Source organism: Thiothrix caldifontis, from assembly GCF_900107695.1.
Taxonomy (GTDB): domain Bacteria; phylum Pseudomonadota; class Gammaproteobacteria; order Thiotrichales; family Thiotrichaceae; genus Thiothrix; species Thiothrix caldifontis.
Genome location: NZ_FNQP01000037.1, coordinates 1 through 23,598 on the forward strand (window position 1 = coordinate 1; position 23,598 = coordinate 23,598).

Annotated in this window: 36 protein-coding genes; 20 read left to right on the forward strand and 16 right to left on the reverse strand. The window is 53.4% G+C overall.

The annotated features are described in order from the left end of the window. Window positions 1-39 precede the first annotated feature (39 nt). Entirely contained in the window at window positions 40-198 is a 159-nt protein-coding gene (locus BLV87_RS19570) for a hypothetical protein (protein WP_175517813.1), read from the reverse strand. A 101-nt stretch (window positions 199-299) separates the two neighbouring features. Continuing rightward, window positions 300-866 carry a DEAD/DEAH box helicase gene (locus tag BLV87_RS17770; protein WP_245707071.1) on the reverse strand — a complete coding sequence of 189 codons (567 nt, stop codon included), beginning with the start codon at window positions 864-866 and terminating at the stop codon, window positions 300-302. Window positions 867-904: 38 nt separating this feature from the next. On the opposite strand from BLV87_RS17770, the gene BLV87_RS17775 reads away from it, so the two are divergent. Continuing rightward, a complete protein-coding gene (locus BLV87_RS17775) occupies window positions 905-1,642 on the forward strand; it encodes a P-loop NTPase family protein (RefSeq protein WP_175518047.1) in 738 nt (245 codons plus the stop codon). Here BLV87_RS17775 and BLV87_RS17780 read toward each other — a convergent pair. The 3 genes from BLV87_RS17780 to BLV87_RS17790 all read right to left on the reverse strand — a co-directional run bounded on the left by BLV87_RS17780 (window position 1,639) and on the right by BLV87_RS17790 (window position 3,602). Continuing rightward, the gene (locus BLV87_RS17780) at window positions 1,639-1,860 is read right to left on the reverse strand and encodes a hypothetical protein (RefSeq protein ID WP_093070863.1); all 222 of its coding nucleotides are present in this window, start codon (window positions 1,858-1,860) and stop codon (window positions 1,639-1,641) included. The genes BLV87_RS17775 and BLV87_RS17780 overlap by 4 nt on opposite strands. Window positions 1,861-1,862: 2 nt before the next feature. Continuing rightward, window positions 1,863-2,723, reverse strand: a complete 861-nt coding sequence (locus BLV87_RS17785; RefSeq protein WP_093070865.1) for an SIR2 family protein — start codon at window positions 2,721-2,723, stop codon at window positions 1,863-1,865. A gap of 114 nt (window positions 2,724-2,837) precedes the next feature. Continuing rightward, on the reverse strand, window positions 2,838-3,602 hold the full coding sequence (locus BLV87_RS17790; RefSeq protein ID WP_093070866.1) for an NAD(+)--dinitrogen-reductase ADP-D-ribosyltransferase: 765 nt from the start codon (window positions 3,600-3,602) through the stop codon (window positions 2,838-2,840). Window positions 3,603-3,782: 180 nt separating this feature from the next. On the opposite strand from BLV87_RS17790, the gene nifH reads away from it, so the two are divergent. From nifH to BLV87_RS17850, 12 genes are all read left to right on the forward strand, one after another. Continuing rightward, window positions 3,783-4,664 carry a nitrogenase iron protein gene (gene nifH, locus BLV87_RS17795; protein WP_093070868.1) on the forward strand — a complete coding sequence of 294 codons (882 nt, stop codon included), beginning with the start codon at window positions 3,783-3,785 and terminating at the stop codon, window positions 4,662-4,664. A 111-nt stretch (window positions 4,665-4,775) separates the two neighbouring features. After that, a complete protein-coding gene (nifD, locus tag BLV87_RS17800; RefSeq protein WP_093070870.1) occupies window positions 4,776-6,254 on the forward strand; it encodes a nitrogenase molybdenum-iron protein alpha chain in 1,479 nt (492 codons plus the stop codon). 90 nt (window positions 6,255-6,344) lie between these two features. Beyond that, entirely contained in the window at window positions 6,345-7,916 is a 1,572-nt protein-coding gene (nifK, locus tag BLV87_RS17805) for a nitrogenase molybdenum-iron protein subunit beta (RefSeq protein ID WP_093070871.1), read from the forward strand. Window positions 7,917-7,996: 80 nt separating this feature from the next. Beyond that, window positions 7,997-8,209 carry a putative nitrogen fixation protein NifT gene (gene nifT / locus BLV87_RS17810; RefSeq protein WP_093070873.1) on the forward strand — a complete coding sequence of 71 codons (213 nt, stop codon included), beginning with the start codon at window positions 7,997-7,999 and terminating at the stop codon, window positions 8,207-8,209. 29 nt (window positions 8,210-8,238) lie between these two features. Beyond that, entirely contained in the window at window positions 8,239-8,433 is a 195-nt protein-coding gene (locus BLV87_RS17815; RefSeq protein WP_093070874.1) for a 4Fe-4S binding protein, read from the forward strand. A gap of 65 nt (window positions 8,434-8,498) precedes the next feature. Next, on the forward strand, window positions 8,499-8,972 hold the full coding sequence (locus tag BLV87_RS17820) for a NifB/NifX family molybdenum-iron cluster-binding protein (RefSeq protein ID WP_093070876.1): 474 nt from the start codon (window positions 8,499-8,501) through the stop codon (window positions 8,970-8,972). Continuing rightward, window positions 8,969-9,241 (forward strand): DUF6129 family protein, encoded by a 273-nt coding sequence (locus tag BLV87_RS17825; RefSeq protein WP_093070878.1) that lies wholly within the window; start codon window positions 8,969-8,971, stop codon window positions 9,239-9,241. The genes BLV87_RS17820 and BLV87_RS17825 overlap by 4 nt, the downstream gene beginning before the upstream one ends. After that, window positions 9,234-9,953 (forward strand): 4Fe4S-binding leucine-rich repeat protein, encoded by a 720-nt coding sequence (locus tag BLV87_RS17830; protein ID WP_245707072.1) that lies wholly within the window; start codon window positions 9,234-9,236, stop codon window positions 9,951-9,953. Before BLV87_RS17825 ends, BLV87_RS17830 begins: the two co-directional genes overlap by 8 nt. After that, complete coding sequence (locus tag BLV87_RS17835; protein ID WP_093070882.1) at window positions 9,946-10,902, forward strand: hypothetical protein; 957 nt, start codon at window positions 9,946-9,948, stop codon at window positions 10,900-10,902. The genes BLV87_RS17830 and BLV87_RS17835 overlap by 8 nt, the downstream gene beginning before the upstream one ends. 85 nt (window positions 10,903-10,987) lie before the next feature. Further along, the gene (locus BLV87_RS17840; RefSeq protein ID WP_093070883.1) at window positions 10,988-11,242 is read left to right on the forward strand and encodes a DUF3144 domain-containing protein; all 255 of its coding nucleotides are present in this window, start codon (window positions 10,988-10,990) and stop codon (window positions 11,240-11,242) included. Next, the gene (locus BLV87_RS17845) at window positions 11,235-11,780 is read left to right on the forward strand and encodes a flavodoxin (RefSeq protein ID WP_093070885.1); all 546 of its coding nucleotides are present in this window, start codon (window positions 11,235-11,237) and stop codon (window positions 11,778-11,780) included. Before BLV87_RS17840 ends, BLV87_RS17845 begins: the two co-directional genes overlap by 8 nt. A gap of 5 nt (window positions 11,781-11,785) precedes the next feature. Then, entirely contained in the window at window positions 11,786-12,061 is a 276-nt protein-coding gene (locus tag BLV87_RS17850) for a DUF6156 family protein (protein WP_093070886.1), read from the forward strand. Here the strand turns inward: BLV87_RS17850 and BLV87_RS17855 are convergent, their stop codons facing one another. Next, window positions 12,062-12,736 carry a hypothetical protein gene (locus BLV87_RS17855; protein WP_139282228.1) on the reverse strand — a complete coding sequence of 225 codons (675 nt, stop codon included), beginning with the start codon at window positions 12,734-12,736 and terminating at the stop codon, window positions 12,062-12,064. A gap of 245 nt (window positions 12,737-12,981) precedes the next feature. Between BLV87_RS17855 and BLV87_RS17860 the strand changes: the two genes are divergently transcribed. Then, the gene (locus tag BLV87_RS17860; protein ID WP_093070890.1) at window positions 12,982-13,206 is read left to right on the forward strand and encodes an AbrB/MazE/SpoVT family DNA-binding domain-containing protein; all 225 of its coding nucleotides are present in this window, start codon (window positions 12,982-12,984) and stop codon (window positions 13,204-13,206) included. A gap of 40 nt (window positions 13,207-13,246) precedes the next feature. Here the strand turns inward: BLV87_RS17860 and BLV87_RS17865 are convergent, their stop codons facing one another. The 8 genes from BLV87_RS17865 to BLV87_RS17900 all read right to left on the reverse strand — a co-directional run bounded on the left by BLV87_RS17865 (window position 13,247) and on the right by BLV87_RS17900 (window position 17,275). Continuing rightward, on the reverse strand, window positions 13,247-13,810 hold the full coding sequence (locus tag BLV87_RS17865; protein WP_093070891.1) for a cold shock domain-containing protein: 564 nt from the start codon (window positions 13,808-13,810) through the stop codon (window positions 13,247-13,249). A gap of 97 nt (window positions 13,811-13,907) precedes the next feature. Beyond that, entirely contained in the window at window positions 13,908-14,360 is a 453-nt protein-coding gene (locus BLV87_RS17870) for a GNAT family N-acetyltransferase (RefSeq protein ID WP_093070893.1), read from the reverse strand. Next, on the reverse strand, window positions 14,357-15,268 hold the full coding sequence (locus tag BLV87_RS17875) for a DMT family transporter (protein WP_093070895.1): 912 nt from the start codon (window positions 15,266-15,268) through the stop codon (window positions 14,357-14,359). Before BLV87_RS17875 ends, BLV87_RS17870 begins: the two co-directional genes overlap by 4 nt. 68 nt (window positions 15,269-15,336) lie before the next feature. After that, the gene (fdxB, locus tag BLV87_RS17880) at window positions 15,337-15,648 is read right to left on the reverse strand and encodes a ferredoxin III, nif-specific (RefSeq protein WP_093070896.1); all 312 of its coding nucleotides are present in this window, start codon (window positions 15,646-15,648) and stop codon (window positions 15,337-15,339) included. 11 nt (window positions 15,649-15,659) lie between these two features. Next, a complete protein-coding gene (locus tag BLV87_RS17885) occupies window positions 15,660-15,869 on the reverse strand; it encodes a CCE_0567 family metalloprotein (RefSeq protein ID WP_093070898.1) in 210 nt (69 codons plus the stop codon). Between the two features lie 10 nt (window positions 15,870-15,879). Then, on the reverse strand, window positions 15,880-16,353 hold the full coding sequence (locus BLV87_RS17890) for a NifX-associated nitrogen fixation protein (protein ID WP_093070900.1): 474 nt from the start codon (window positions 16,351-16,353) through the stop codon (window positions 15,880-15,882). Continuing rightward, window positions 16,350-16,847 carry a SoxR reducing system RseC family protein gene (locus BLV87_RS17895; protein ID WP_093070902.1) on the reverse strand — a complete coding sequence of 166 codons (498 nt, stop codon included), beginning with the start codon at window positions 16,845-16,847 and terminating at the stop codon, window positions 16,350-16,352. The genes BLV87_RS17890 and BLV87_RS17895 overlap by 4 nt, the downstream gene beginning before the upstream one ends. Further along, window positions 16,844-17,275: a NifB/NifX family molybdenum-iron cluster-binding protein gene (locus tag BLV87_RS17900; protein WP_228287856.1), complete on the reverse strand. Its 432-nt coding sequence runs from the start codon at window positions 17,273-17,275 to the stop codon at window positions 16,844-16,846. The genes BLV87_RS17895 and BLV87_RS17900 overlap by 4 nt, the downstream gene beginning before the upstream one ends. A gap of 280 nt (window positions 17,276-17,555) precedes the next feature. Here BLV87_RS17900 and BLV87_RS17905 point away from each other — a divergent pair, with 280 nt between their 5' ends. Together BLV87_RS17905 and BLV87_RS17910 are read left to right on the forward strand one after the other, a co-directional pair. Next, entirely contained in the window at window positions 17,556-17,783 is a 228-nt protein-coding gene (locus BLV87_RS17905; RefSeq protein ID WP_093070905.1) for a hypothetical protein, read from the forward strand. Then, window positions 17,755-18,465: a nucleotidyl transferase AbiEii/AbiGii toxin family protein gene (locus tag BLV87_RS17910; RefSeq protein WP_093070907.1), complete on the forward strand. Its 711-nt coding sequence runs from the start codon at window positions 17,755-17,757 to the stop codon at window positions 18,463-18,465. Before BLV87_RS17905 ends, BLV87_RS17910 begins: the two co-directional genes overlap by 29 nt. Here BLV87_RS17910 and nifN read toward each other — a convergent pair. Further along, window positions 18,462-19,850, reverse strand: coding sequence for a nitrogenase iron-molybdenum cofactor biosynthesis protein NifN (nifN, locus tag BLV87_RS17915; protein WP_093070909.1), 1,389 nt, complete (start codon window positions 19,848-19,850; stop codon window positions 18,462-18,464). The genes BLV87_RS17910 and nifN overlap by 4 nt on opposite strands. Further along, a complete protein-coding gene (gene nifE / locus BLV87_RS17920) occupies window positions 19,843-21,243 on the reverse strand; it encodes a nitrogenase iron-molybdenum cofactor biosynthesis protein NifE (RefSeq protein WP_175518049.1) in 1,401 nt (466 codons plus the stop codon). The genes nifN and nifE overlap by 8 nt, the downstream gene beginning before the upstream one ends. A 257-nt stretch (window positions 21,244-21,500) precedes the next feature. Here nifE and BLV87_RS17925 point away from each other — a divergent pair, with 257 nt between their 5' ends. From BLV87_RS17925 to BLV87_RS19575, 4 genes are read left to right on the forward strand one after another with little or no spacing between them, the layout of a single operon-like run. Beyond that, window positions 21,501-22,061, forward strand: a complete 561-nt coding sequence (locus BLV87_RS17925; protein WP_093070910.1) for a hypothetical protein — start codon at window positions 21,501-21,503, stop codon at window positions 22,059-22,061. Between the two features lie 10 nt (window positions 22,062-22,071). Further along, window positions 22,072-22,479 carry a Grx4 family monothiol glutaredoxin gene (gene grxD, locus BLV87_RS17930; RefSeq protein WP_093070912.1) on the forward strand — a complete coding sequence of 136 codons (408 nt, stop codon included), beginning with the start codon at window positions 22,072-22,074 and terminating at the stop codon, window positions 22,477-22,479. Then, entirely contained in the window at window positions 22,479-23,327 is an 849-nt protein-coding gene (locus BLV87_RS17935; protein WP_093070914.1) for a SagB/ThcOx family dehydrogenase, read from the forward strand. The genes grxD and BLV87_RS17935 overlap by 1 nt, the downstream gene beginning before the upstream one ends. A 43-nt stretch (window positions 23,328-23,370) precedes the next feature. Continuing rightward, the gene (locus tag BLV87_RS19575) at window positions 23,371-23,544 is read left to right on the forward strand and encodes a hypothetical protein (protein ID WP_175517799.1); all 174 of its coding nucleotides are present in this window, start codon (window positions 23,371-23,373) and stop codon (window positions 23,542-23,544) included. The last annotated feature ends 54 nt before the right edge of the window (window positions 23,545-23,598 follow it).

The following is a 23,598-nucleotide window of genomic DNA, read 5'->3' on the forward strand; positions in this document are numbered from 1 at the left end:
GCCAACGTATGGCGAATTTTGTGTGAAATCTACGTCAAATTACTGATTATCCTCATCCAACACTGGATCATGCTCACCGGATTGTGGGAAATACCCCAGCGCAGCCTCACCAAAGGTGTTCAAGCCATTCAGGAACAGGCTTCCCATCTTGCCGCCTGCATCGCTGAGCGACGCAGCTTGATAAAATGCCTCAAGCAACTGGCAAAACTCTTCGCTTCTTCAACCGCTTGCCGACAAAACAAACGGAGGAAAAAACCTAATAATTGGATGAGATTACAGCAAGTTAGGGAATGGAGGGCTTAAAGTTGATGCGTATAGGGTGCATCATTCAACAGGCTGGCAATCGCCACACTATCCAAGGTAGCAGACATCACCAGCAGTTTCAGCGGATTGCTGTCGTCGCGGAACAGTTCACGCCCTTTCAAACACAAGCTGAGGGCAAGGTCGGAATCGAGATTGCGTTCGTGGAATTCGTCGAAAATCACCAAGCCAACGCCATCCAGCGACGGATCTTGCTGTAATTGTCGGGTGAGGATGCCTTCGGTAATGACTTCGATGCGGGTCTGACGGCTGATTTTATGGTCGAGGCGCATACGGTAGCCGACGGTTTGACCGGCACTTTCGTTCAGCAGGCTGGCCATGCGGTAGGCGGCATTTTTGGCAGCAATGCGGCGCGGTTCGAGCATGAGGATTTTGTTACCGGCAAGCCACGGCTCATCCAGCAAGGCCAAGGGGACGCGGGTGGTTTTGCCCGCACCCGGAGGCGCTTCCAGCACGACTTCGTGACGTTCACGCAGGGCTTGTTTGAGGTCGTTGAGGACGGCATCAACCGGGAGAATTGGTTCGGGCTGGCTTGAATGTTGCATAATGCGCATCTTAACCACCAGTAATCATGGAGACAATAATGGGTAGGGTACATTTCATTGGCGGCGAAAAAGGCGGCGTTGGCAAATCGCTGACCGCACGCCTGTTGGCACAGTATTTCATCGACAGTGCAACACCGTTTACCGGGTTCGATTCCGATCAGTCACACGGCACATTTTCGCGCTTTTACAAGGACTTCTCCTCGCCGTTGCGCGTAGATGATTACGAAAGTCTGGATAATATCATCACCATCGCCGAAACCTTGCCGGAACATGACCTCATTATCGACCTTGCCGCACAAACCTCGGCACGCTTAGGGCAGTGGATTGAGGAAAGCGATGTATTCGGCATTTTCACCGAAATGGGGCACAAAGTGTTCATCTGGCACGTGATGGATGATGGCGCAGATGCCATGAGCCTGCTGGATAAAACGCTGGATAGCTACCCACAACAAGACATCCAGTTCATTGTGGTGCAAAACCTGGGGCGCGGTGAAAATTTCGAGGCATTCGAGCAATCGCCGATTTTCCAGAAAGCGCAACAACGCAATGCGTATTGCATGACCTTGGGCAAACTGCACCCCAAACTGGTGCAAAAAGTCGATTTCAACGACTTGAGTTTCTGGGCGGCAGCGAATAACCGCGATCTGATGAACACACCAGAACGCCAGCGGGTGCGCGTGTGGCTGGAAAATTCCTACACGCAATTTGATCACTTCCTCAAGCACGACGACGAGCCAGCGGAAGAGCACGCTAGCCCCGAAGCCTACGCCGACTAGGTTTCGCGGCGGTGTTTAACCTTTTTCACCAGCTTGCGGGCAATGTAGGCGGCAAATTCGTCTACATTGTCATAGTCTTGCTCGATAACGAAATCGCTTAACTCGTTCATCAGGAACACCGTCCGCGCCACTTCCGTCAGTTTGCGCCCACAGGTCAGGCAACGCTCGCCGTCATCGCGGCAAGCGTCCTTCCCCTTGCAAGGATTGAACTGGCGCACGTTTAGGCTGCCTTTGCCGCGCTGAAACCCGCCGCTTCCAGCAAATCGGACACATCCGCCGCGATAATCTCAATCCCCTGACGCGCACAAAACCGCACTTCCTTGTCGGTCGGTTGCGGAATCAATGCCCAGCCTTTGGGTTCGGCCGAGGCGTAGGTAATGTCCGACATCACCATGCGTTCGGTGTCGCGCTGGAACCGCATCCCGATGAACAAATATTGCTTGCCCTTGCGGTATTCCTTGAGGAAATCAGGAATCGCAAACCCGCCCATCAACTCGGTAATGTAGTCCACATAGTCTGCGTCGGAGGCAATGTAATTCGCATCCGGGCGCGGGCTGCCCATCGGTTTGAACAGGATTGGCAAGTCGGGATTCACCTCTTCCTGGGTAATTTCACGATAGCCGCCGCTACCCAGGTATTCGTTCAGCACGAAACGGTAATTCGTCCCCGCAATCCGTGCCGTTCCCCGGATCAGCGTGTGCGGCTGGTCGGCGTAGGTATCCTGCAACTGGGTATCGCGGTTGCTGTCGATCACGTAATGCGGCTCAATGCTGGCAAGCCAATCGTGCAGCGGGGCGCGTGTCCACTTGCGCTTGCCGTAGGTGTCTTCGAGGAAATTATGCACGGCTTTGCGCCCACGTTTCAGCTCCACATCCATCGCCGCACGCGGGAATTCCCACATCAGGCGTTTCGACATCGGCTTGCCGCCGTTCATGGCGAGGATCAGGCTGTCGCTGTCGGCAGGAATGGCAACGCCGCTCAGTTTATCGACCGAACCTTGCAGCGCACCTGCGCCGAGGTAGGGGACGATGGTGTTGTTGGCGACCCCGGCGAGCAGGGTTTGGAGTGTCGTGTCTGGCATGGGTGTTCCTTGGGTATTGCAATACATGGGGGATGTAATGCAATTTTGAGACCACTTATTTTTATCCTTAAATATCAACAGTATAAAAATAGAATTGTCGTATTGCCAACAACGTTACGTGATATTCACCTCATACACCCCGCCAACCACCAAAAACTCCCCCTCCCCCCTTAACAACTTCGGCAACAAATCGTAATACCCCAACACCTTCACCAACGGCACTCGCGCTTCAATCACATAATCCCCAAACTCATCCGCCCGCTCACGGCTATGGGTAAAGGAACTGACATTGTTCATCAGCACTACCGCCCGCTTGCCATCGCGCCGCAACACCCGGTACTCATCCAACGCATTCACCCCCCGATACAGCGTCAAATGCGATTGTAGCGAATGCAACAAAGCCAATTCGTACTGACAATACGTATAAACAAGGTCAAGCTGGCTTTCCAGCGCATTCGTGCCATACAGCCCCTTGCAGCGGTCAAATGCATAATGCCCTTGATGGTATTGCACCGCCAGCCCAAAGCGTGATTCCACCCAGCCCTTCAACACCGCACCCTCGCGCCCGCTGGAATCAAAGCCCCAGCCGCGCAATACCCGCAAGTAATTGGCATTGGCACGTTTTTGCTTGCCGTGCTCATCCAGCCCCGCCTCTTCCAAGGCTTCCAGACAGAAATGTACCGTCATGTAATCCATAAAGCGTTGCGCCCGCGCCGCCGCATCCGGCATGGCTTGCAGGTGGGTAAACAGGGAACGGTGCAAAGTTGCCACCCCATCAAGGGTTAGCGGCACAGGATGCTGCTGGAAACTCAGGCTGCCCAAGATGCTGGCAGGCAGGTTGCAATGGTTGAATGGCAGGAAAGCCGTGTCCTTACCCATACAAATTGTACCAGTATTGTCGGGAACACGACTTGAACCAGACTGTGCCATTCCACCACCGAAAAAATTTTACTGCTTTAAAATCAGTATGTTGAAAATAAAAAGCCGCCTTGGCACGCAGCTTGCAATGAGGTCATCGTCACAAATCACTCTGATCCATTAACACAAGGAGACCAAGATATGGCACTACGTCAATGTGCAATCTACGGCAAAGGCGGCATCGGCAAGTCTACCACAACCCAAAATCTGGTTGCAGGTCTGGCTGAAGCAGGTAAGAAAGTCATGATCGTTGGCTGCGACCCTAAAGCAGACTCCACTCGTCTGATCCTGCACGCAAAAGCCCAAAACTCCATCATGCAGATGGCGGCTGAAGCCGGTTCTGTGGAAGACCTCGAACTCGAAGACGTACTGAAAGTCGGCTACCGTGACATCAAATGCGTTGAATCCGGTGGTCCAGAGCCAGGTGTTGGCTGTGCAGGCCGTGGGGTAATTACCGCCATCAACTTCCTCGAGGAAGAAGGCGCGTATGAAGAAGACCTCGACTTCGTATTCTATGACGTACTCGGTGACGTTGTGTGCGGTGGCTTCGCTATGCCTATCCGCGAAAACAAAGCGCAAGAAATCTACATCGTTTGCTCCGGCGAAATGATGGCGATGTACGCAGCGAACAACATCGCCAAAGGTATCGTGAAATACGCCAACTCTGGCGGCGTGCGTTTAGCTGGCCTGATCTGCAACTCCCGTAACACCGCTCGTGAAGACGAGCTGATTATGGAACTGGCTCGCCAACTCGGCACGCAGATGATCCACTTCGTACCGCGTGACAATGTAGTACAACGTGCAGAAATCCGTCGTATGACCGTTATCGAGTATGAACCAGCGGCCAAACAAGCGCAGGAATACCGCGACTTGGCACAGAAAATCATCAACAACAAAATGTTCGTGATCCCAACCCCGATCACCATGGACGCTTTGGAAGACCTGTTGATGCAATTCGGCCTGATGGACGAAGAAGACGAATCCATCGTCGGCAAGACCGCTGCTGAAGAAGCAACTGCATAAGTAAAGACCGGGTACGTAGGGTGGGTTGAGCGTAGCGATACCCACCATCTTCCCCCCAACTCTGCCCCTCACCCGTCCACAGATTAGTGGCGGTGAATCAGGAGATTAGACATGACGAATTTGACCCGCGAAGAAACCGAAGCCCTCATTGCCGAGGTTTTGGAAATTTATCCCGAAAAGGCGAAGAAAGACCGCGCCAAGCACTTGACCGTCAACGACCAAAGCGTTGAACAATCCAAAAAGTGTATTACCTCCAACCGCAAATCCTTACCCGGCGTAATGACCATCCGTGGTTGTGCCTACGCCGGTTCAAAAGGTGTGGTTTGGGGTCCAATCAAGGACATGATCCACATTTCCCACGGCCCGGTCGGTTGCGGACAATATTCCCGCGCTGGTCGCCGTAACTATTATGTTGGTACAACCGGTATCAACACCTTCGGCACGATGAACTTCACTTCCGACTTCCAGGAAAAAGACATCGTATTCGGCGGCGACAAAAAGCTCGCCAAAATCATGAACGAAATCGAAAGCCTGTTCCCACTGGCAAAAGGCATTTCTGTTCAGTCTGAATGCCCGATTGGTCTGATCGGTGATGACATCGAAGCCGTTTCCAAAAAGGCTTCCAAAGAACTCAACAAGCCCGTCGTACCAGTACGTTGCGAAGGCTTCCGGGGTGTTTCCCAGTCTTTAGGCCACCACATTGCCAATGACGCAGTACGTGACTGGGTATTGGGCAAGCGCGATGGCGACAACAGCTTCCAAACCACCCCGTATGACGTTTCCATCATCGGTGACTACAACATCGGCGGTGACGCCTGGTCTTCCCGTACCTTGCTGGAAGAAATGGGTCTGCGCGTCGTTGCCCAATGGTCTGGTGACGGTACTTTGGCGGAAATGGAACTGACTCCGAAAGTGAAGCTGAACCTGCTGCACTGCTACCGTTCCATGAACTACATCAGCCGCCACATGGAAGAGAAGTACGGTATTCCCTGGGTTGAGTACAACTTCTTTGGCCCGACCAAAATCGCCGAAAGCCTGCGCAAAATTGCCAGCTACTTCGATGACACCATCAAGGCCGGTGCTGAGCGCGTGATTGAGCGTTACAAGGCGGAATACGAAGCGGTTATCGCCAAGTACAAGCCGCGTCTGCAAGGCAAGCGCGTCATGCTGTACATCGGTGGTCTGCGTCCACGCCACGTGATCGGTGCTTATGAAGACCTGGGTATGGAAGTGGTCGGTACGGGTTATGAATTCGCCCACAACGACGACTACGACCGCACCATCAAGGAAATGGGCAACGCTACCCTGATCTATGACGACGTGACTGGCTACGAATTTGAAGAATTCGTCAAGAAGGTCAAGCCCGACCTGATCGGCTCCGGGATCAAGGAAAAGTACATCTTCCAGAAAATGGGTATCCCATTCCGCCAGATGCACTCCTGGGACTACTCCGGCCCATACCACGGCTATGACGGCTTTGCCATCTTCGCCCGTGACATGGACATGACGCTGAACAACCCTTGCTGGGGTCAGATGAAAGCGCCGTGGATCAAGGACGAAGCTGCACCAGCGATTGCTGCTGCCGCGTAATGTTGCAGGGGCGTGGTCTGCTGCGCCCCTCTCCCGAATTCAATTTACTACCCGTAGTCCGCAGATTAGCGGCGCGGGAGGAGAAATGACATGAGCCAAGCTGTTGAAAACATCCAACCCAGCTACCCTTTGTTCCGCAATGACGAGTACAAAGCCAGCCTGAAAAACAAGCAGGACAACTACGAAGAGCGCCACCCTGCGGACAAGATTCAGGAAACTTTCCTCTGGTCTACCACCAAGGAATATCAGGATCTGAACTTTGCGCGTGAAGCCCTGACCGTTAACCCGGCAAAAGCCTGCCAGCCGTTGGGCGCAGTGCTGTGCTCCCTGGGTTTCAAGAACACCATGCCGTATGTGCACGGTTCACAAGGTTGTGTGGCGTATTTCCGTACTTACTTCAACCGCCATTTCAAAGAGCCGATTTCATGCGTATCGGACTCCATGACCGAAGACGCGGCGGTATTCGGTGGTCAGAAGAACATGTACGACGGTCTGGAAAACGCCAAAGCGATGTACAAACCGGACATGATCGCGGTTTCCACTACCTGTATGGCGGAAGTTATCGGTGACGACCTGAATGCGTTCATCAATAACTCCAAGAAGGAAGGGCATATTCCGCAGGAATACCCCGTGCCGTTCGCGCATACCCCCAGCTTCGTCGGTTCACATACCACCGGCTGGGACAATATGTTTGAAGGCATTGCCCGCTACTTCACCCTCAACCACATGGAAGGCAAGGAAGTCGGCAGCAACGGCAAACTCAATATCGTTCCCGGTTTTGAGACTTACCTCGGCAACTTCCGCGTCATCAAGCGCATGATGGCGGATATGGGTGTTGATGCAACCCTGTTGTCTGACCCGACTGAAGTGCTGGATACCCCGGCGGACGGCAAGTTCCGTATGTATTCCGGCGGCACGACGATGGATGAGGTGAAAGACGCACCCAATGCGTATGACACCCTGTTGCTGCAACCTTGGCAGTTGGAAAAGACCAAGAAGTTTGTGCAAAACACTTGGAAACACACTGCGCCTAAAATCAACATTCCGATGGGGCTGGAGTGGACGGACGAATTCCTGATGAAGGTTTCTGAAATCACTGGCAAGGCGATTCCTGACTCCCTGCTACTGGAACGCGGGCGTTATGTGGATATGTTGACTGACTCCCACGCCTGGTTGCATGGCAAGAAATTTGGTCTCTACGGTGACGCGGATTTCGTGCTGGGCATGACCAAGTTCCTGCTGGAAGTGGGTGCAGAGCCGATCCACGTACTGTGCAACCACGCCAACAAGCGTTGGAAAAAAGACGTGGAAAAACTGCTGGCGTCTTCCCCTTACGGCGCGAACAGCGAAGTTCACATCGGCAAGGACTTGTGGCACTTCCGTTCACTGATGTTCACCAACAAGCCAGATTTCATGATTGGTAATAGCTACGGCAAGTTCATCCAGCGTGACACGCTGCATAAAGGCAAAGAGTTTGAGGTTCCGCTGATCCGCATCGGCTTCCCGATCTTCGACCGCCATCATATGCACCGTGACACAACCCTGGGTTATGAGGGGGCAATGTACATGTTGCGCACTTTGACTAACGCAGTGTTGGAGCGTCTGGACGAGGAAACTCGCGGGATGGGGACTACGGATTATAACTACGACTTGGTTCGTTAATAGTCCTCCGAACTTCCCCCCCTCCCTAACCCTCCCCCCGCAAGGGGTGGAGGGGACAAGAGGGCAACAAGGAGATTCCTATGCCCAACGTAATGATCCGGCGCAAGCCCGATGGCAAGCTGCAATTTTATGTCGCCAAGCAGGACATGGAAGAAACGGTTGCGACCATCGAGAAGGATAATGCCGAAGAATGGGGTGGTGCTGTCGAGTTGACCGATGGCTCCAAATGGTACATCGACCCGATCAGCCCCCCACCCGCTTTTCCGACGACGCTGCGTTTCAAGCGCGGCTGAATGCTGAACCCAGTGAAAGGAGAATAGTCATGGCACTGAAAATTAACCGCGACCTCTGCACCTCTTGCGGCGATTGCGAACCCGTTTGCCCAACCAAATCCATCAAGCCATTCAAAGGCACATACAAGATCGTGGAAGACACCTGCACCGAGTGTGAAGGTGAGCACGACGAGCCACAATGCCTGAAAGTGTGTTTGGAAGATGGCTGTATTGAATACGTTTGATTGAGGGAGAAATCCCCCCTAGCCCCCCTTTTTCAAAGGGGGGAACACAACCCAAGGAGCCGCACATGAGCAATATCCCGACTCCCCTGCCTTACACCGATGGCGAGATGCCCGATTCCATCCGCGTGGCGTGCGCGTCCAATAGCGGCGAATTATTGAATGGGCATTTCGGTTCTTGCGAACGCTTTCTGGTATATCAGGTATCGCAAACTGCATACCGTCTGATCGACGTGCGTGACATTGGCGACGATGAAGCCGAAGAAGATAAAAATGCTTACCGCGCTGACCTGATCAAGGATTGCCAAGTCTTGTTCATTGCTTCGGTTGGTGGCCCTGCTGCTGCCAAGATCATCAAGAAAGGCATTCACCCGATCAAGCAACCTACCGTTGTTCCCACCAGCGAATTGCTGGAAAAATTGCAAGCAGCATTGGCAAACCCATCACCTTGGCTCGGTAAAGTTATGGGCAAAGATGCGCAAGCCCGCGCCCGTTTCTCTGGCGACGATGACGACGACGAACTGCTTGAGGCGGAAGGATGATGACCCCGGAACAGCTTGCCAGTGTGGTGGAACAGGTCACACAACACGGTTTGGCTGACAGCAATCTGACCTACCTTCGGGCGCATTTCCCTGAGCTGCACTTTACCTGGTGCATGGATGATGACGTGTGTGGCCCGCAACCTGCTGCACAAGGCAAGGGTTTCAACGTCTATCTGGTGGATGGCAGCAATCACTGCTTATGCTTCACCCCCAGTCTGGAAGCCGCCAGCGGCGTGGTCATTGCCGAACTGGGTGAGGATGATGACTGATTGCGCCACCTGCCCGCACCATGAGGATCGGCTGGAAAAAGGTCGCTGCAAACCGGGCGATGCTTGCGTACAAGCGATGAGCGGGCGGCAAATCGAGCGTTTTTTCCGTGAAAATCCTGATCTGGCGCAAGGCTACACCGGCGATGATTTCTGGGAACGGCGGGCAATTGCAGCACGGTATATTTCCCAGCCACGCCTGCTGGAACTGATTGATGACCCGGATGAAGTGGTACGCCGTGTGTTGGCTTACCGTTTGCCGGTGGACGAGTTGTACCGGCTGATTGGCGATATTGACCGCGAAGTGCGCATTACGGTCGCTGACCGTTTGCCTGCGGAACAACTCGAAGCACTGGTCAACGACAACGATTATCTGGTGCGCAAATACGTGGCGCGGCGGATGCCTGCGGGGCGTTTGTTCCGCATGATTTGCGACACCGACCGTGAAGTACGCATGAGTGTTGCCCGCCGTTTGCCGCCGGAAAGTCTGGGGCTGATGCTTAACGATGTCGAGCCGGAAATCCGCCGCATTGTCGCCGAACGCATCCAGCCGGAAGCCTTGAGTGCTTTGCTGGATGACCCCGACTGGGGTGTGCGCTTGCAAGTTGCCGAGCGTGCTACCCGTGGAATGCTGGAAATACTGGAACACGACACTGACCCCGATGTGAAGGAAGTCGCGCGTCAGCGGCTTCGGGAGATGGATACCAATGACTGAATTCGACTGGCAAGCCAAAAAACTCGCCGCCCAGTGCCCCGAACTGGCAGTGGGCGCAACCCATGAAGAACTGCTACACAGCATCAATACCCTGTTCGCACCGCTCAACCTCAGCTTTGAGAAAGTGCTGGAACGCGGCGGCTGGCATCATTTAGGTGGCGTGGTCGACATTGATATGCAGCCGGTTGCCAGCAATCTGCGCTTGTGGGCTGAAACCGAGTCCGGCGGTGATATTGAAACCTTGCTGGACAAATGTTCGGAGCAAATCCTGTTTGCCACCAAAATCAGCGGCACAACGCTGTATTTCACCGCATCGACCGGCGACAAGCCGCAGGATTTCCTTCAGCTTGAGGTGGAAGTCTTGCAGGAAGTGCTGGATCGTCCGCTTTCCGACCCCGATTTTTTGCCGGATAGCGTGGAAGAATTCCTTGATCCGGTGGATTTTCCGCGTCTCGAACCCGAACCCGTGGGCAAGCCGTATTACCGTTTCCGCCGCTTGCAGGCGATGGCGGAGGTATTTGCCGACCAGAATTTCCACAGCCGTCATGTGCAAAACCTGCTGCGCTTTATGCAGGACTGGCAGAACAGCAGTGCGGGGCATAATGAAGCCACTTTTTGCCAGCATTGGGTTATGGTTTTGCAAGGGTATCAGGGCAGCGACAAGGCGGAACATTACAACATCAAACCGACTACGACCTTTGCAGAAAAGATTACGGATTTCGCGGAAAACCACGGTTTGAGCGGGGCGGAAATGGCAAAAGCCCTGCACAGTTTTGACCGCAAGGTGGGGTATCCGTTTGCGTGGTATTTCCTCATGTTGAACCGCAAGGGCGTGCCGACTACGGTGGCGGAGGCGGTACTGCGGGATCAGATGGAGGCTTATGCCTATTTACCCGCGCGGGATTTGAAGATTCTGCGCGAGTGGGAACAGCGGTCTTACAACGTGTAGGGGCGACCGGCCGGTCGCCCTCTTCAGGATTATATATTGCCCGCAAAAAGGGCGACCGCCGGTCGCCCCTACGGAGAAATAGGTTATGCAAGAACTGGATTTTCACGAGGTCGCCGATGAATTCGTCAATCTGGCGAACAAGTTGAGCGAAGAATGGGCACCGAATTTCCTCAGTGCGGCGATTCTGTACGCGGCGGCGCGTTACAACGCTTTCCACTTCCGGGAAACCTTAGGTGATGAGGACAAGGAGGCTGCGGCAATCGAGTATTACACCGAGCAGTACCGCAAGATGTTGAAGGAAAACCTGCACGAGATGCGGCATGGAGTTCCCCATGAATAAGATCGGGATATTTTTTGGCACGAATTCCGGTACGACGCGGCTCATGGCGAAAAAGATGGCGAAGCTGTTGGGCGATGTCGCCGCCAAGCCGCTCAACATCAACCGCACCACTGCCGAAGAATTGTTGCAATACGATGCCCTGATTCTGGGGACTGCCACTTACGGCATCGACCAGCTTCCGGGCAAAAGCACCGATATTCAGGATGGCAGTTGGGAAGATTTCATGCCGCAACTGGCGGGCAAGGATTTGTCTGGCAAGGTGATTGCGCTGTACGGGCTGGGCGATCAGGAAAAATACCCCGACCGTTTCGCGCATTCGCTGATCCATTTGTACCGCTGGGGCGTGGCAGGCGGCGCGGACGTGGTTGGGCAATGGTCTACTGAGGGTTATGCCTTCAAGCAATCGCCTGCGGTGGTGGATGGGCAGTTTGTTGGGCTGGTACTGGATCAGCAATCACAGAGTTTGCTGACCGAGGCGCGGTTGAGTGCCTGGATTGAGGCGATTAAACCGGCGTTATTGGCGAAATTGGTTGGGTAAATAATATGAGTAATGAAAAGACCACTTGCCGTTATTTTACGACTTACAGTGGCGTGAAATTACCGTTTAAGCTAGTAGGAGAATTGGGGGAACATGAAATCCGTAATCGGAATACCTTTTTCCGGGGGTATTTCGATGCGGATGGCGTGTTATTAGGGTTTCAGAAAGTGGTTTATGGGGATGTGGAGTTGGAGCATCAATATTCTTATGGGGAAGAGGGTAATCTCCGGCAGGCGGAGATTACGGATGCGGATGGGAAAGTGACATCAATCACCTTTTAATCATGGAGTAGACTTATAAATTTCACATACAGCACCATAAAAATCTGATGTTTCACCAAAGAAAGTATCAATGAATTTTAGCGAGGAGGTTTCATCTAAGATTGAAGGAATGGACTCTGTTTCATTGACATTGATCACGTGTCCAAAAAACAACCATTCAGGCTTTTCAAAAGAGGTAAGAAAATCAATCATACTAGATGATTCAATGTGATTTTCAGAGTAATTATCTTCTTTTGAATAGCTTTCAACATAAATATTTGAGCAATTCTCCCAATGGCTATTTATATTTGCCTGTCGATTACTTAGCACTTTAACAGCTGACTCCATAAATTTATGACATTTCTCTGGATTGCCAAAATAAGCCTTTGTCAGTTCAAATCCATAACCCACTCTAATTCGGTTATCTGCCCAAACACCAATATTTGGCTGAAGTTCACTGCGTGTGCCAACGGTATGGATATAGTAATGGCTATTTCCATCAAATACCCAAGAACCCAAAGCTCTCCGAGAGCCTCTTTTGACATATTTTCGTCTAATTTCTGGAAGCTTTTGAATATTTTCGCATGAGTTGATTTTATCTTTAATAGAATTTAATGTTTGATTAAGCCAATCTGTGTCATCTTGAGTTTTGCTAGCGTTATTTAGAAGTGTAAAGAATTCATTACTAAACCACATAAAAACCCCATTAATAAAAATAAATAACTTCAGCTTATGATACATCGTAGATCAAAAAGCAGTCAACAAAAAATGATGATGACACGTCTGAAATATCATTTAAAATAAAAATCAAGTAGCATATGGATTGCGAATATTTATTTAAAATAATGTTTGCACAGATGTTGCGGTGGGTATCGCTTGCGCTCCTCCCACCCTACAGCTAGGCTCGTACTATTACGTTTGTACTCACGGGATATGCAGCCATGTTACAAGTCAAACTCACCACTATTGACGATTCTGTTGGCGTAGTCCTGCCCAAAGAGGTACGGGAAAAACTGAACGTAAGCGAAGGCGACAGCCTGTATCTGCTGGAAAGTTCGGAGGGTTTTATACTGACACGCCATCAACGGAATTTTGATGAGCAGATGTACGCTGCGAAAAAAGTACTGAATAAATACTGTAGTGCTTTCAGTGATTTGGCAAAATAACCAAACCACCGTTTCGGAATTGTGAGAAGCGATCCGTGCATTAACCACACCACTGCGATTCACACGGAACACCATCATTATCACCATCCATTTCGGTATCGGGGCAATTTTTCTGGTAATACGTCGCCTCAGCACAAGAGGTCATTTGAGAACAAAACTGTTTCCCCTGACACTGAAAAGCGGGCGTATTCGACGTTGGAGCAAGTGGTTCAGCAAGTCGTTGTATGCCTACAGACTCGGTAACAGGGTAAGATCCACTAGCTGTTGATGTAGCATTCTGCCACGCATAAACCCCGCCCCCAACTGCTAACAGGGCAGCAATCAGCGGCGTTAAAATGCCCTGCCCTTGCTTCTTTGCATAAGCGCCACGAGCAGGTTTATGCGGCTGATTCGCCGTCTGGACATACTGAACATCAGCGGCACAGAAGCCACGTTTTTCATCCTTGATACATTCATACGTGACCAGCTCATTCACTGCCGGGCGTTTTTGCCCGCGAGCGAACGCACTGATATGCACAAACACTTTGGTATTGGAACTATTCTGGGTGATGAAACCAAAGCCACGATCATCTTTCCAATCGGTGATTTTACCCTGATAACGCATGTTGCCTCGAAAATTAGTTGTTGTAGCGAAAAGGCTGCCGTTCTCATGAAATTAAACGTCAGTAGCCTCAACTCAACAAATTTTCAAGATGAATGGCTTACGCTAGCACCAACCTCAGCGGCATCATCGGCGAAACCACAAACCCCTGCCGCTGGTAAAAGCGTTGCGCCGCATCATTCACGGCATCCGTCAACAGGGTAATCCGCAAACAGTCATTCGCCTTGGCAAGCGCAATAGCTTGCTCCAACAATTGCGCCCCCACGCCTTGCCCGCGTGTGCCTGGCGTTACCACCATGTCTTCCAGCAGTGCCACGCGCCCGCCGAGTGCGGTGGAAACGGTGTACAACAAGCTGACCATGCCCACCGCTTTGCCCGCTTGCCGCGCCATCAGGATTTGCCCCGCATCGGGATTTTCGATGATTGCCGTTAAACCCCGCTGTTGTGCCGCTGTATCCGGTGTGAATTCGGCTTCCTGCGTGAACAGCAGGTCGAGCAAGCCGCACAAGTCGGGAGTATCCGCCAGGGTCGCCAGCGTGATCGTGTTATTCATGCCCCATCCTCCACCAATCGTGCCACGGGCAAACGCGCTTGCCCCAACATCACCAGCAACCCGGCGGCAATGATAGTCCCGATCCCTGCTATCGCCAGCAAGCTCAGGCTTTCATCCCACCACCACCAACCCAATACCGCTGCGAAAATCACCGACGCATAGGTAAATGCCCCCAATTGCCCCGCCGGAGCGTGACCATACGCCGCCGTCAGCGACCACTGCGCCAAGGTTGCCAACACCCCCAACAGGAATAGCCACAGCAAGGTTTCCCCCGTCAGCGGCAACCACGCCAGCACCGCCGGAATCACCGACAACACACTGGCAAACAAGGCGAAATAAAACACCACGCGCAACGCTGGTTCCTCGCTCGAACGCATCCGCCGGATACTCACCTTGGTCGAGCCGCCCATGACCGCTCCGAACAGCCCCAACACCACCGCCAGATTGAAAACCGCCGCCTCCTGAAAAGGGTTCAGCACCAACAATACCCCGACAAAGCCAAAACCAATCGCCACAAAGTTACGCCAAGACAAGCGTTCCCCCACCCAGAAAAACGCCACAATCGGCACAAATAACGGCATGGTTTGTTTCAACAACGCACTTTGCGCCAAGGGCAGATGCCCCCACGCATAAAACATACAACTCATCGCGGTCACGCCCAGCAGCGAGCGCAAAAAATGCAGGTGCAAGCAATCGGTTTTCACCGCCTGTAGCCCATTGCGCCACAACCACGGCAACAGCAACAACAGCGCGAACGCATTGCGGAAAAACACCGTTTGTTCCGTCGACACCACGCCGTTCAAGTGTTTAATCACCATCCCCGCGCTCACCAGAAAAAATTCGGATGCTAAAATCAGCAACGCGCCGTAAGCTAGGCCGGACAGCGGCAACAAGGGTTTTGTATTCATCGGCGCATTGTAAGGGCAATCCCGCGTAGAGGCGCAAAATCTTGCGTCTCTACAACACCATGACCTACCTACGCGGTTAAACCTTGCGGTGCATGGCTCATGCACTTTTTCGGGCAAACCTTGGCGCAGGCTTGGCAACCGATGCAATCCAACACGTTTTTCAGGTTCATCACCATCGTGTTGTCATCGTCGTCGTAACTGTCGTCGCTATCATCGTCTTCTTCCAGCTCCAGCTCGTCACGTTCGACCAACTCAAACACGTCACGCGGGCAGACCTTATAGCAACGCCCGCAACCGATGCATTTGCCCTGATTGAGCGTGGTGATGAAGGCGGGAGTCCAAGCAATGCCGCCACGGGTAAGACCAGTGATTGGTTCCATATCAGTATCCTCTAGTTCGCTTCGGCGGCTTGCAATTTGGCGTTGGCTTCAGCCCACGCCACACAAGCGTCGTAAGTGGCTTGCGCAATCCCGGGCAATTCCTGATAGCCAGCGGGCAGCTTGTCTTCCACCAAATCGTGCAATTGGCTGGCGTGTTCGGTGGCAATGCGCTTGGCTTTGCTGACCGCTTTTTGCAGAGCTTTGAGTTCTTCCGGGGTCATGGCAGCCTCCTTACAAACCAGCAACGGCAGCGTGTGTGCCCACCAGATTGAGGGCAACGGACAATAACTTATCGGCCTCATCCTTCATTTTGGAGAGCGACTCGAAACCAAAACGGTGAACGTCACGCAAAGTACGGTCAACCACCACCAGCTTGCCGACGGTGATCAAGGCACGTCCGAAACCTTCGTGCGACAAATTCATCATTGGCACCGCCATCAAGCCGCATTCCTTTTCGATCAACGCGGCAATCGCGTTGTAGAACACTTTAAGGCGAGCCACGATGATTTCATCCGGGTCGCCAATGATGGGGATTTCGCGCTTCATCGCTTTGGTGAGAATGAACGGTTCGAGGATTTTCGCGGGTGTCCAAGTATCGTAACTACCGTAGCTATCGAGCGCACGCATCTGGCGCAACATTTCGATGGCAAAATCGGTGCCGAGAACGGGATCATCGACGGCAATCAACGTGCTAACTTCGCTCATGGGGTATCTCCTGTAATAAAGTCTTGCTCCCCTCGCCCCTTGAGGGAGAGGGGTAGGGAGTGAGGGGTAATCTTGCGTAATAATTGTGGTTGGAAGTAACGGTTCATGCGGCGATTGCTGGTCAGCATACCTGCGCCCAACAAGCCCAACAGCAAGCCCAGCAAGGCAATGCCCGCTTGCTGCTTGTCGCTCATGCCTTGCACATCCGCGATGATTGCCGCGCCCAGCATCAGCACCACCGGCAAGATGTACGCAGCCAGTGACGCAGTGACCATGACCTGATCTTCCACGCCAATAATCACCTGTTCCCCCACGCTGGAGGAAAACTGGTTCGGCAAACGTAACTGCTGGCGGCGCATTCCAAACAGTTTGGAAACGCTGGACGTTGCGCAACTGTCTTGCGTGCCACAACTGGAACAAGCACTGCGGGCGCGGGCTTCCACCCAGATATGATCGGGGGTAGCGGCAACCACGGTAGCGGTTTCTTCGATCATTCGTCCCAGCCTTCCGCTTCCATCGAGTCGAAGCGTTGCGCATTGGGGGCTTGCATCCGCTTGATGGCTTGCGCCAGCCACGCACTGGGGCCGCTGCGCAGTTCTGCCTGCAAGGCCTCCAGCAATTCGCTGATTTCCGCGCCTGCGCTGACTTTGACCGGCTGAATATTGGCAGTCTTGAGCTTAGCAACGGCAGATGCGCCGACCGCTTGCGAGTAAATCGCCACGCAACCTTCCAACACTTTGATCTTGGCATCGAGCTTGTCTTCGTTGCCGTCCATCGCCAGCTTGCCGAACTGGGTGGCTTCCACTAGCTGCACGTTGTCTGGGGTCAGGGCGTAAATCGCAAACGATTCCGCCGCGCCGAAATGCTGGTCAACATGCTTCATATCGGTGGATGCAAACGCAACTTTAATGGCTGTTTCCATGAAGTGTTCCTCAGTGTCTTGTCCGAGAACTGTGAGCCGCCGTGTCAGAGCCGCCATAGCTGCCTACCTCGTAATCGTGTTTACAGGGATGTTGCAAGGGGTGTGCCAGTTAGCCAAGTGATTGTTAGTAATGGGTTGTTTGGTTTTTCGGGTTGTCGGGAATGCGACAATAAAAAGGAGAAGTGAAGGATGTATGACATGCCGGATCGTTTGTTTGGACACATCCATCCTAATTTCTTGCTAAAATCAAACCACTAACCACTACTGGAATGTATTCACCATGATACACCGTCACCTCAACCACCAGCGTTTCACGCTCGCTGCCATCGACGACATCATTTCGCGTGGACGCTGGCAAGATTGGGCAGAACTGCGCAAAGCCGTTCTACAAGAACAACCATTGCTGGAAAAAGTAGAACGCATCTGCCGTCCCTACCTGTCTGACCCTTACGCCCAACGTTACCACTTCTGGATGCACTATGCCCAAGCACACCGCCCCGCTGCCTGACTGGGAACTCGTTCTCTCTTCTGCCGCACATTTACAACGCATCCTGCCCGATGCCGTATTAGTTGGTGGAACAGCATCCGCCATTCACGCCGAACACCGTTTTTCACGCGATGCTGACCACGTATTGACCGACCTACGGGCACGCTTTGATTCGGTACTAGCGCAACTCGAATCCGTGGCGGGCTGGAAAACTGCCCGTGTTCAACGTCCAGTACAAATTCTGGGTAGTCTGGATGGGATTGAAACCGGGGTACGGCAATTGATCCGCGAAGCCCCCTTGGAAACCACCGTGCTTGATTATCACGGCGAACGTTTGACCGTACCCACAGATCATGAAATTTTACGCATCAAAGGCGTGCTGATCCTCAAACGCAATGCCACACGGGATTATCTCGACTTCGTGGCACTGGCTGACCACATGGGCGATGAACGGGTAGCACAAGCACTCCGTTCATTCGACAAGCTATACCAGCAAGACAATGGCGAATCGCCCCTGCAACAACTGCAAGTGCAACTCGCCAATGCCATGCCCTACGATCTGGAAGACACGGAATTGTCCGAATACAAAAACCTCGCCCCCCAATGGCACAACTGGAATACCGTAAAAGCCGTGTGCGCACACATTGCCACCGTGATTTTTGACCGGATTTGCGATTTTGAAGAGAATGCCCGCGAAGATTAATACCGTGTATGCGCCGCTTCCCCATCCCGCTTCTGCGCATAAATCGACTGATACGGGTGAATCTCGCCCTTCTCCAACGACAGTAAAATATTGGCAATGTCGAACAGCGTTTGGCGCGTGCCCGTATACCCAATCCATTGCCGCTGATACCCACCCAGTAAGTCGTATTGCGGAAAACCAGCGCGTAACAGCGGAATACCCAGCCGCAATGCCGTTTCCTGCCCGTGCGAATTGCAAATCAGCACTTCGGCTTCGTTAGCTTCCGCCGCCTTTTCCAAATCTTCCAAATCGCCGATATGCACCTTGTCGGCTGCGATGTGCTTGAGAATCGGCGCATTCGCCGGAGCAACCGCTGCCACCGTGTACGCGCCATTTTCCGCCAGCAAGTGCGAAAAGGCATTGAGCAAATCCGGGTCAGCGGCAATGGCAAAGCGCGACAGGCCGAGCATGAAGTGCGTATCCAGCATCGTATCCTGCAACTGCGCCCGCTGGCGTTGCAGCTTGGGCGGCACAGGTTCGGCGGAAAGCGTGTGCAGGGTGTGGACAAACTGGTCGTTCACCGCCAACCCCATCAAATGGTCGAAACGGTAATCCGGCACACCGGTTTTCTGGTGCAAGGTATCCGCCGCCGCTGTCATTGACGCGCCAATCACCAGCGTTGCCAGCGAATCGCCCAGCGTCGCCATTTCCGACACCAGCGTGCCGCCAATGGTCAGCGGGCTGAAATCTTCATCCGGCAAATGCCCATCCAGCGAATCCGACAAATCGGGGATCATCACCGGGCGCAAACCAAACAGTTCGATGGTGTCTTTCAAGGCTTCCAGATCGCCGGGAGTCAGCGAGGCATTCACCAGTACATTGACCTGACGCGGACGTTTACCCGGTTGCGTGCCAGCGGTGGCGGCATCGGGAACCAGCGTGGCAATAATGGCTTCCACCGCTTTGGCAAAGCCGCTTTCCAGACAGCCCGTGAAATCAGGGGTGGACAACGCCACCACCGGAATGTGGGCGTATTCGGGGTATTTCTTGCGGAATTCGCCCGTTGCCATTGTCACGTCACTGCCTTGGGTTTCTGCCAAACCCGTGGTAGGCACACCGACCAGCGACGGATTATTTTTGCTGCAAATCGCTTTCAGCCCTTCGACCACATTGTCTTCTGAACCCATCACTGCGGCGATTTGATCCATCGCGCTGGTTTGCAACGGAATCGGTTCGCGGAAATGGCGCACGAAAAATACTTTGCCGAAGGCGGTACAACCTTGCGCCCCGTGCAACATCGGAATGGCACGGTGAAAGCCGAGGAAGGCGAGTGCTGCGCCGATGGTTTGGCTGGCTTTCAAGGGGCTGACGGACAGGGCTTTGTTGCGTTTGGTGATCTCAGCCATGAGAAATCTCCTTGGATACTGCCCACGGCGCGGGTTTGCGGACAGCCTGCCAGATCGGGCTTTCGACCGTCAGTGCCAGTTGTTTGGCGAGTTCCAGCATCCCTTCGTAGCCTGCGTAACCAAACTCACGTTCTTGGTTAATGTCGAGGAACGGGATACGGGCTTTGAGCGCGGTGTACATATTGCGTCCACCCGCGATGAGGATGTCGACATTGTATTCACGCACGATATTGATCAGGGAACGCGGGCTGCCGTCTTCAACCATTTTGGTGTCTGCGCCCATGATTTCACGGATGCGGGCTTTGTCTTCTTCGGTGGATTTGTTCGTGCCCGTTGCCACCACGGTCATGCCTAAATCTTGCAGGGCGGAAACGATGGACCAGGATTTCACCCCACCGGTGTACAGCAATACGCGCTTGCCCTTGAGACGTTGCCGCCAAGGTTCTAAGGCTTTGTTAATGCGGGCTTCTTCGCTGGCAATCAGGGCTTCGGTGCGTTCAGTGAGGTACGGGTCGTCGATCAGGCGGGCAAAATCGCGCAAGGCATTGCTCATGTCTTGCACACCGTAGAAGCTGCCTTCAAACCATTTGGTGCCGAATGCGTCTTCGAGTTTGCGAGCCACATTGAGCATGGCTTTGGAACATACCATCATGTTCACTTTGGCGCGGTGCATGGTTTGCACTTCGTGGAAACGCGCATCGCCGGAAAGGGTGCAAAGGATGCGGATACCGAGGTGGTCGAGCAGTGGCAAGACGTGCCAGAGTTCGCCTGCGATATTGTATTCGCCGACCAGATTCACATCGTGAACTTTGAAGGTGTCGCTTTCTGCGCCGTGTGGCAGTGGATCAGGTTCGCGGGTTCCGCAGACGTGTTTCACCATTGCATCGCCCGCAATGCGGTTGCCTAGGTTTTTCGTGCCGTAAAATCCGGCGCAATCAATCGGCACAACGGGCGTTCCCCAGCGTTCTTGCGCGGATTTGCAGATGGCTTCGATGTCATCGCCGATCAGCGCGGGGATGCAGGTGTTATAGACAAATACGGCGGATGGGCTGTAGCTGTCAATCGCTTGTTTGATGGAATGGAACAGGCGTTTTTCGCCGCGCCCCATGATCACATCTTGTTCGGTCAGGTCAGTGGTCATGCCGATTTTGAACAGGCGCGAACCGCTGGAACGGGTTCCCCGGTTATCCCACGAGCTGCCTGCGCAAGCGATGCTGCCGTGGACAATGTGTGCCACGTCCGCAATCGGCAACAGCGCGATTTGTGCGCCGTCGAACGCGCAACCACCCGCCGATGCGCCGGGTTTGGGGCGGGCGCAGCCGGACTTTTCCTTTTTGTTGTGGGTACAGGCTGGTTCGTCCAGCAGTGCGGCAATGTCTTTGGACTTCATCATGGGGCGTTACCTCGGTCAGTCTATGACGGAGGTATTGCAAGGGCTGTGCCAGATAGTTAAGTGACTGTTATTTATGGTTTGTCGTCATCCTAGGCTTGTCACAAACCCGACAACGCTCACCCCACCTCGCTTTGTTTGCAACAAACCCAACAGAAGATGCCGGGAATAACGCAATGATAAATAAGGGACTTAGCTGGCTGGCACGTTTCCTGCTCCAGCGCTGGCATTTGTTCGTCTGATTTGAAGGAGACTCCCCCATGTTGCTGGACACTTACAAAGCCCAAGAATTGAGGTGGCTGATTACGATTAATGGCAAAACCAAAAACGGTCTGAATGCGTTTCGCGGTGATTTGATCGTCAAGCTCGGCGAATTCAACGAAGTCGCCAACAAGCGCAACCCGCCCGAAGCTGTCATTAAGGAAGCCGTGATCCTTGCCGATGACACCAGCCTGTTAATGGTAGTCGGCAATTTCAGCGACATCCTCGAATTGCCGGAATTCATCGCCCGTTTCACTCCCGATCTTGCCGCCGATTGCAAACCGATTTTCTTCATCGACAACCTCAAGGAAAGCGTGGTGGTGGATGTTGAAGGACGGCAATACACCCTGATTCCGCTGCCTTCCGGCATGGTCTGGAACGAATTGCTGGATCTGTGCTACCTCGATAAGCACGACCTCAAAGGGCAATCCACCGAAGATAAAGTGGTGACAACTTACAACGCACTGAAAAGCTATCAACCCAAATTCAAGGCTTCCACCCTCGACGAAGCCATTGCCAACCGTACCGACACCAAACGTGAAGTTTGGGGCGCAGTTTAAGGAACACACCATGAGCAGCAACAAAACACTGGACAAAATCCAGCAGCAAGTCACCGACAACGCGGTAATGATCTACATGAAAGGCACGCCCGACGCGCCCGAATGCGGCTTTTCCGGCAAAGCCGTAGGCTACCTGAAAAAGACCGGGGTGGAATTCGCCTACGTCAACGTTCTGAAATCACCGTTTATTTACGAATACCTGCCACGCTTTTCGCAATTCCCCACCTTCCCGCAAGTCTTCGTTGGCGGCGAACTGATCGGGGGCAGCGACATCGTGGAAGAGCTGTACAATAGCGGTGAATTGCAAAATCAGCTTGCGGCATTGGTAAAACAAGGGAAACTGCCAGAACCCAGCGTTTCCGCTACCATCAGCAGTGAACCGGCAACCGCCGACAATCTGGTACAACTCACGCTGTAATGGATACCACGCAAACGGTACGTGCCTACCACGAACGCACCAAACACCGGCTCGACGCTTACGCCAAAGGGCCGCAGTATCTGGACTGGGATCAACAGCCGAACCCGTTCCGGCGGTTTGCGGGTGCGGATGTGGTGGAGTTGCCGTTGGAAGAAAAGGGGGGGATTGCAGCATTACTGCAACTCTCCCTCGGTCTATCCGCGTGGAAGCAATACGGCCCTGACCGCTGGGCATTGCGTTGCAACCCATCCAGCGGCAACCTGCACCCCACCGAAGGCTATGTTATCGCCAACGGTATCGACGGGCTGGGCGATGGTGTTTACCACTACGCCCCCCACGAGCACGCGCTGGAATTGCGCGGCACACTCGCCCCCACTGACGCGCCGCCGCAACTCCTGCTCGGCTTGAGCAGCATTGCATGGCGCGAAGCCTGGAAATACGGTGAACGCGCTTTCCGCTACGTGCAACTCGACGCTGGTCATGCCCTCGGCGCAATCCGCTATGCCGCTGCCGCACTCGGCTTGCAGGTGGAATTGTTACCCGTCACCGATACCGAAATCGCCGCTTTACTGGAGCTGGATCGGGGAGACGATTTCACGGGTGCAGAAGCCGAACACCCCGACATGCTACTCCGCATCCACACAGGCCCTACCGCCCCCTTCCGCCTCCCCACCATCACCCAATGGCACGGCAAAGCCAACGCACTAGGCGGCCTCCCCAAACACAACTGGTCAATTATCGACGAAATAACCACCGCCACCGTATCTACCCGTAGGGGCGTATTGCATACGCCTATACGCATCAACTTTAACCCGCGAAAGCGGTCTCCCTCTCTGGTAGGCTATTAGTTTTGCACACCGAATAGATCGACTTCGACAAGGAGACCGCGCATTGATACTGACAAAAGTAGCCACCGCATTGCAAGCCATCTTGTATGAAAAAGCGGACGCGTTAGCAAAAAAAGCGGCTTCATTCAACGCCAGCGCAAACTCAGCGGCTCGAACTTCATCCGCAGCTTGGTGTTTGGCTGGATGGGCAATCCTGCCAGCACATTGGATGGATTAAGTCGGACAGCCGCCTTCCAACAGCTCCCCATTAGTCCACAGGGACTGGACAAAC

Coding starts and splice junctions, on each gene's coding strand:
- BLV87_RS17790 (WP_093070866.1), bottom strand. CDS start 3,602: ATGGGTAAGGACACGGCTTTCCTGCCATTCAACCATTGCAACCTGCCT.
- nifE (WP_175518049.1), bottom strand. CDS start 21,243: ATGATGAAGTCCAAAGACATTGCCGCACTGCTGGACGAACCAGCCTGT.
- BLV87_RS17845 (WP_093070885.1), top strand. CDS start 11,235: ATGAATAAGATCGGGATATTTTTTGGCACGAATTCCGGTACGACGCGG.
- BLV87_RS17775 (WP_175518047.1), top strand. CDS start 905: ATGGGTAGGGTACATTTCATTGGCGGCGAAAAAGGCGGCGTTGGCAAA.
- BLV87_RS17890 (WP_093070900.1), bottom strand. CDS start 16,353: ATGAGCGAAGTTAGCACGTTGATTGCCGTCGATGATCCCGTTCTCGGC.
- BLV87_RS17885 (WP_093070898.1), bottom strand. CDS start 15,869: ATGACCCCGGAAGAACTCAAAGCTCTGCAAAAAGCGGTCAGCAAAGCC.
- BLV87_RS17820 (WP_093070876.1), top strand. CDS start 8,499: ATGAGCAATATCCCGACTCCCCTGCCTTACACCGATGGCGAGATGCCC.
- BLV87_RS17895 (WP_093070902.1), bottom strand. CDS start 16,847: ATGATCGAAGAAACCGCTACCGTGGTTGCCGCTACCCCCGATCATATC.
- BLV87_RS17825 (WP_093070878.1), top strand. CDS start 8,969: ATGATGACCCCGGAACAGCTTGCCAGTGTGGTGGAACAGGTCACACAA.
- nifD (WP_093070870.1), top strand. CDS start 4,776: ATGACGAATTTGACCCGCGAAGAAACCGAAGCCCTCATTGCCGAGGTT.
- BLV87_RS17835 (WP_093070882.1), top strand. CDS start 9,946: ATGACTGAATTCGACTGGCAAGCCAAAAAACTCGCCGCCCAGTGCCCC.
- nifK (WP_093070871.1), top strand. CDS start 6,345: ATGAGCCAAGCTGTTGAAAACATCCAACCCAGCTACCCTTTGTTCCGC.
- BLV87_RS17935 (WP_093070914.1), top strand. CDS start 22,479: ATGGATACCACGCAAACGGTACGTGCCTACCACGAACGCACCAAACAC.
- BLV87_RS17850 (WP_093070886.1), top strand. CDS start 11,786: ATGAGTAATGAAAAGACCACTTGCCGTTATTTTACGACTTACAGTGGC.
- BLV87_RS17770 (WP_245707071.1), bottom strand. CDS start 866: ATGCAACATTCAAGCCAGCCCGAACCAATTCTCCCGGTTGATGCCGTC.
- BLV87_RS17830 (WP_245707072.1), top strand. CDS start 9,234: ATGACTGATTGCGCCACCTGCCCGCACCATGAGGATCGGCTGGAAAAA.
- BLV87_RS17860 (WP_093070890.1), top strand. CDS start 12,982: ATGTTACAAGTCAAACTCACCACTATTGACGATTCTGTTGGCGTAGTC.
- BLV87_RS17925 (WP_093070910.1), top strand. CDS start 21,501: ATGTTGCTGGACACTTACAAAGCCCAAGAATTGAGGTGGCTGATTACG.
- grxD (WP_093070912.1), top strand. CDS start 22,072: ATGAGCAGCAACAAAACACTGGACAAAATCCAGCAGCAAGTCACCGAC.
- nifH (WP_093070868.1), top strand. CDS start 3,783: ATGGCACTACGTCAATGTGCAATCTACGGCAAAGGCGGCATCGGCAAG.
- BLV87_RS17855 (WP_139282228.1), bottom strand. CDS start 12,736: ATGTGGTTTAGTAATGAATTCTTTACACTTCTAAATAACGCTAGCAAA.
- nifT (WP_093070873.1), top strand. CDS start 7,997: ATGCCCAACGTAATGATCCGGCGCAAGCCCGATGGCAAGCTGCAATTT.
- BLV87_RS17785 (WP_093070865.1), bottom strand. CDS start 2,723: ATGCCAGACACGACACTCCAAACCCTGCTCGCCGGGGTCGCCAACAAC.
- BLV87_RS17875 (WP_093070895.1), bottom strand. CDS start 15,268: ATGAATACAAAACCCTTGTTGCCGCTGTCCGGCCTAGCTTACGGCGCG.
- BLV87_RS17815 (WP_093070874.1), top strand. CDS start 8,239: ATGGCACTGAAAATTAACCGCGACCTCTGCACCTCTTGCGGCGATTGC.
- BLV87_RS17905 (WP_093070905.1), top strand. CDS start 17,556: ATGATACACCGTCACCTCAACCACCAGCGTTTCACGCTCGCTGCCATC.
- BLV87_RS17910 (WP_093070907.1), top strand. CDS start 17,755: ATGCCCAAGCACACCGCCCCGCTGCCTGACTGGGAACTCGTTCTCTCT.
- fdxB (WP_093070896.1), bottom strand. CDS start 15,648: ATGGAACCAATCACTGGTCTTACCCGTGGCGGCATTGCTTGGACTCCC.
- BLV87_RS17900 (WP_228287856.1), bottom strand. CDS start 17,275: ATGGAAACAGCCATTAAAGTTGCGTTTGCATCCACCGATATGAAGCAT.
- nifN (WP_093070909.1), bottom strand. CDS start 19,850: ATGGCTGAGATCACCAAACGCAACAAAGCCCTGTCCGTCAGCCCCTTG.
- BLV87_RS17865 (WP_093070891.1), bottom strand. CDS start 13,810: ATGCGTTATCAGGGTAAAATCACCGATTGGAAAGATGATCGTGGCTTT.
- BLV87_RS17840 (WP_093070883.1), top strand. CDS start 10,988: ATGCAAGAACTGGATTTTCACGAGGTCGCCGATGAATTCGTCAATCTG.
- BLV87_RS17870 (WP_093070893.1), bottom strand. CDS start 14,360: ATGAATAACACGATCACGCTGGCGACCCTGGCGGATACTCCCGACTTG.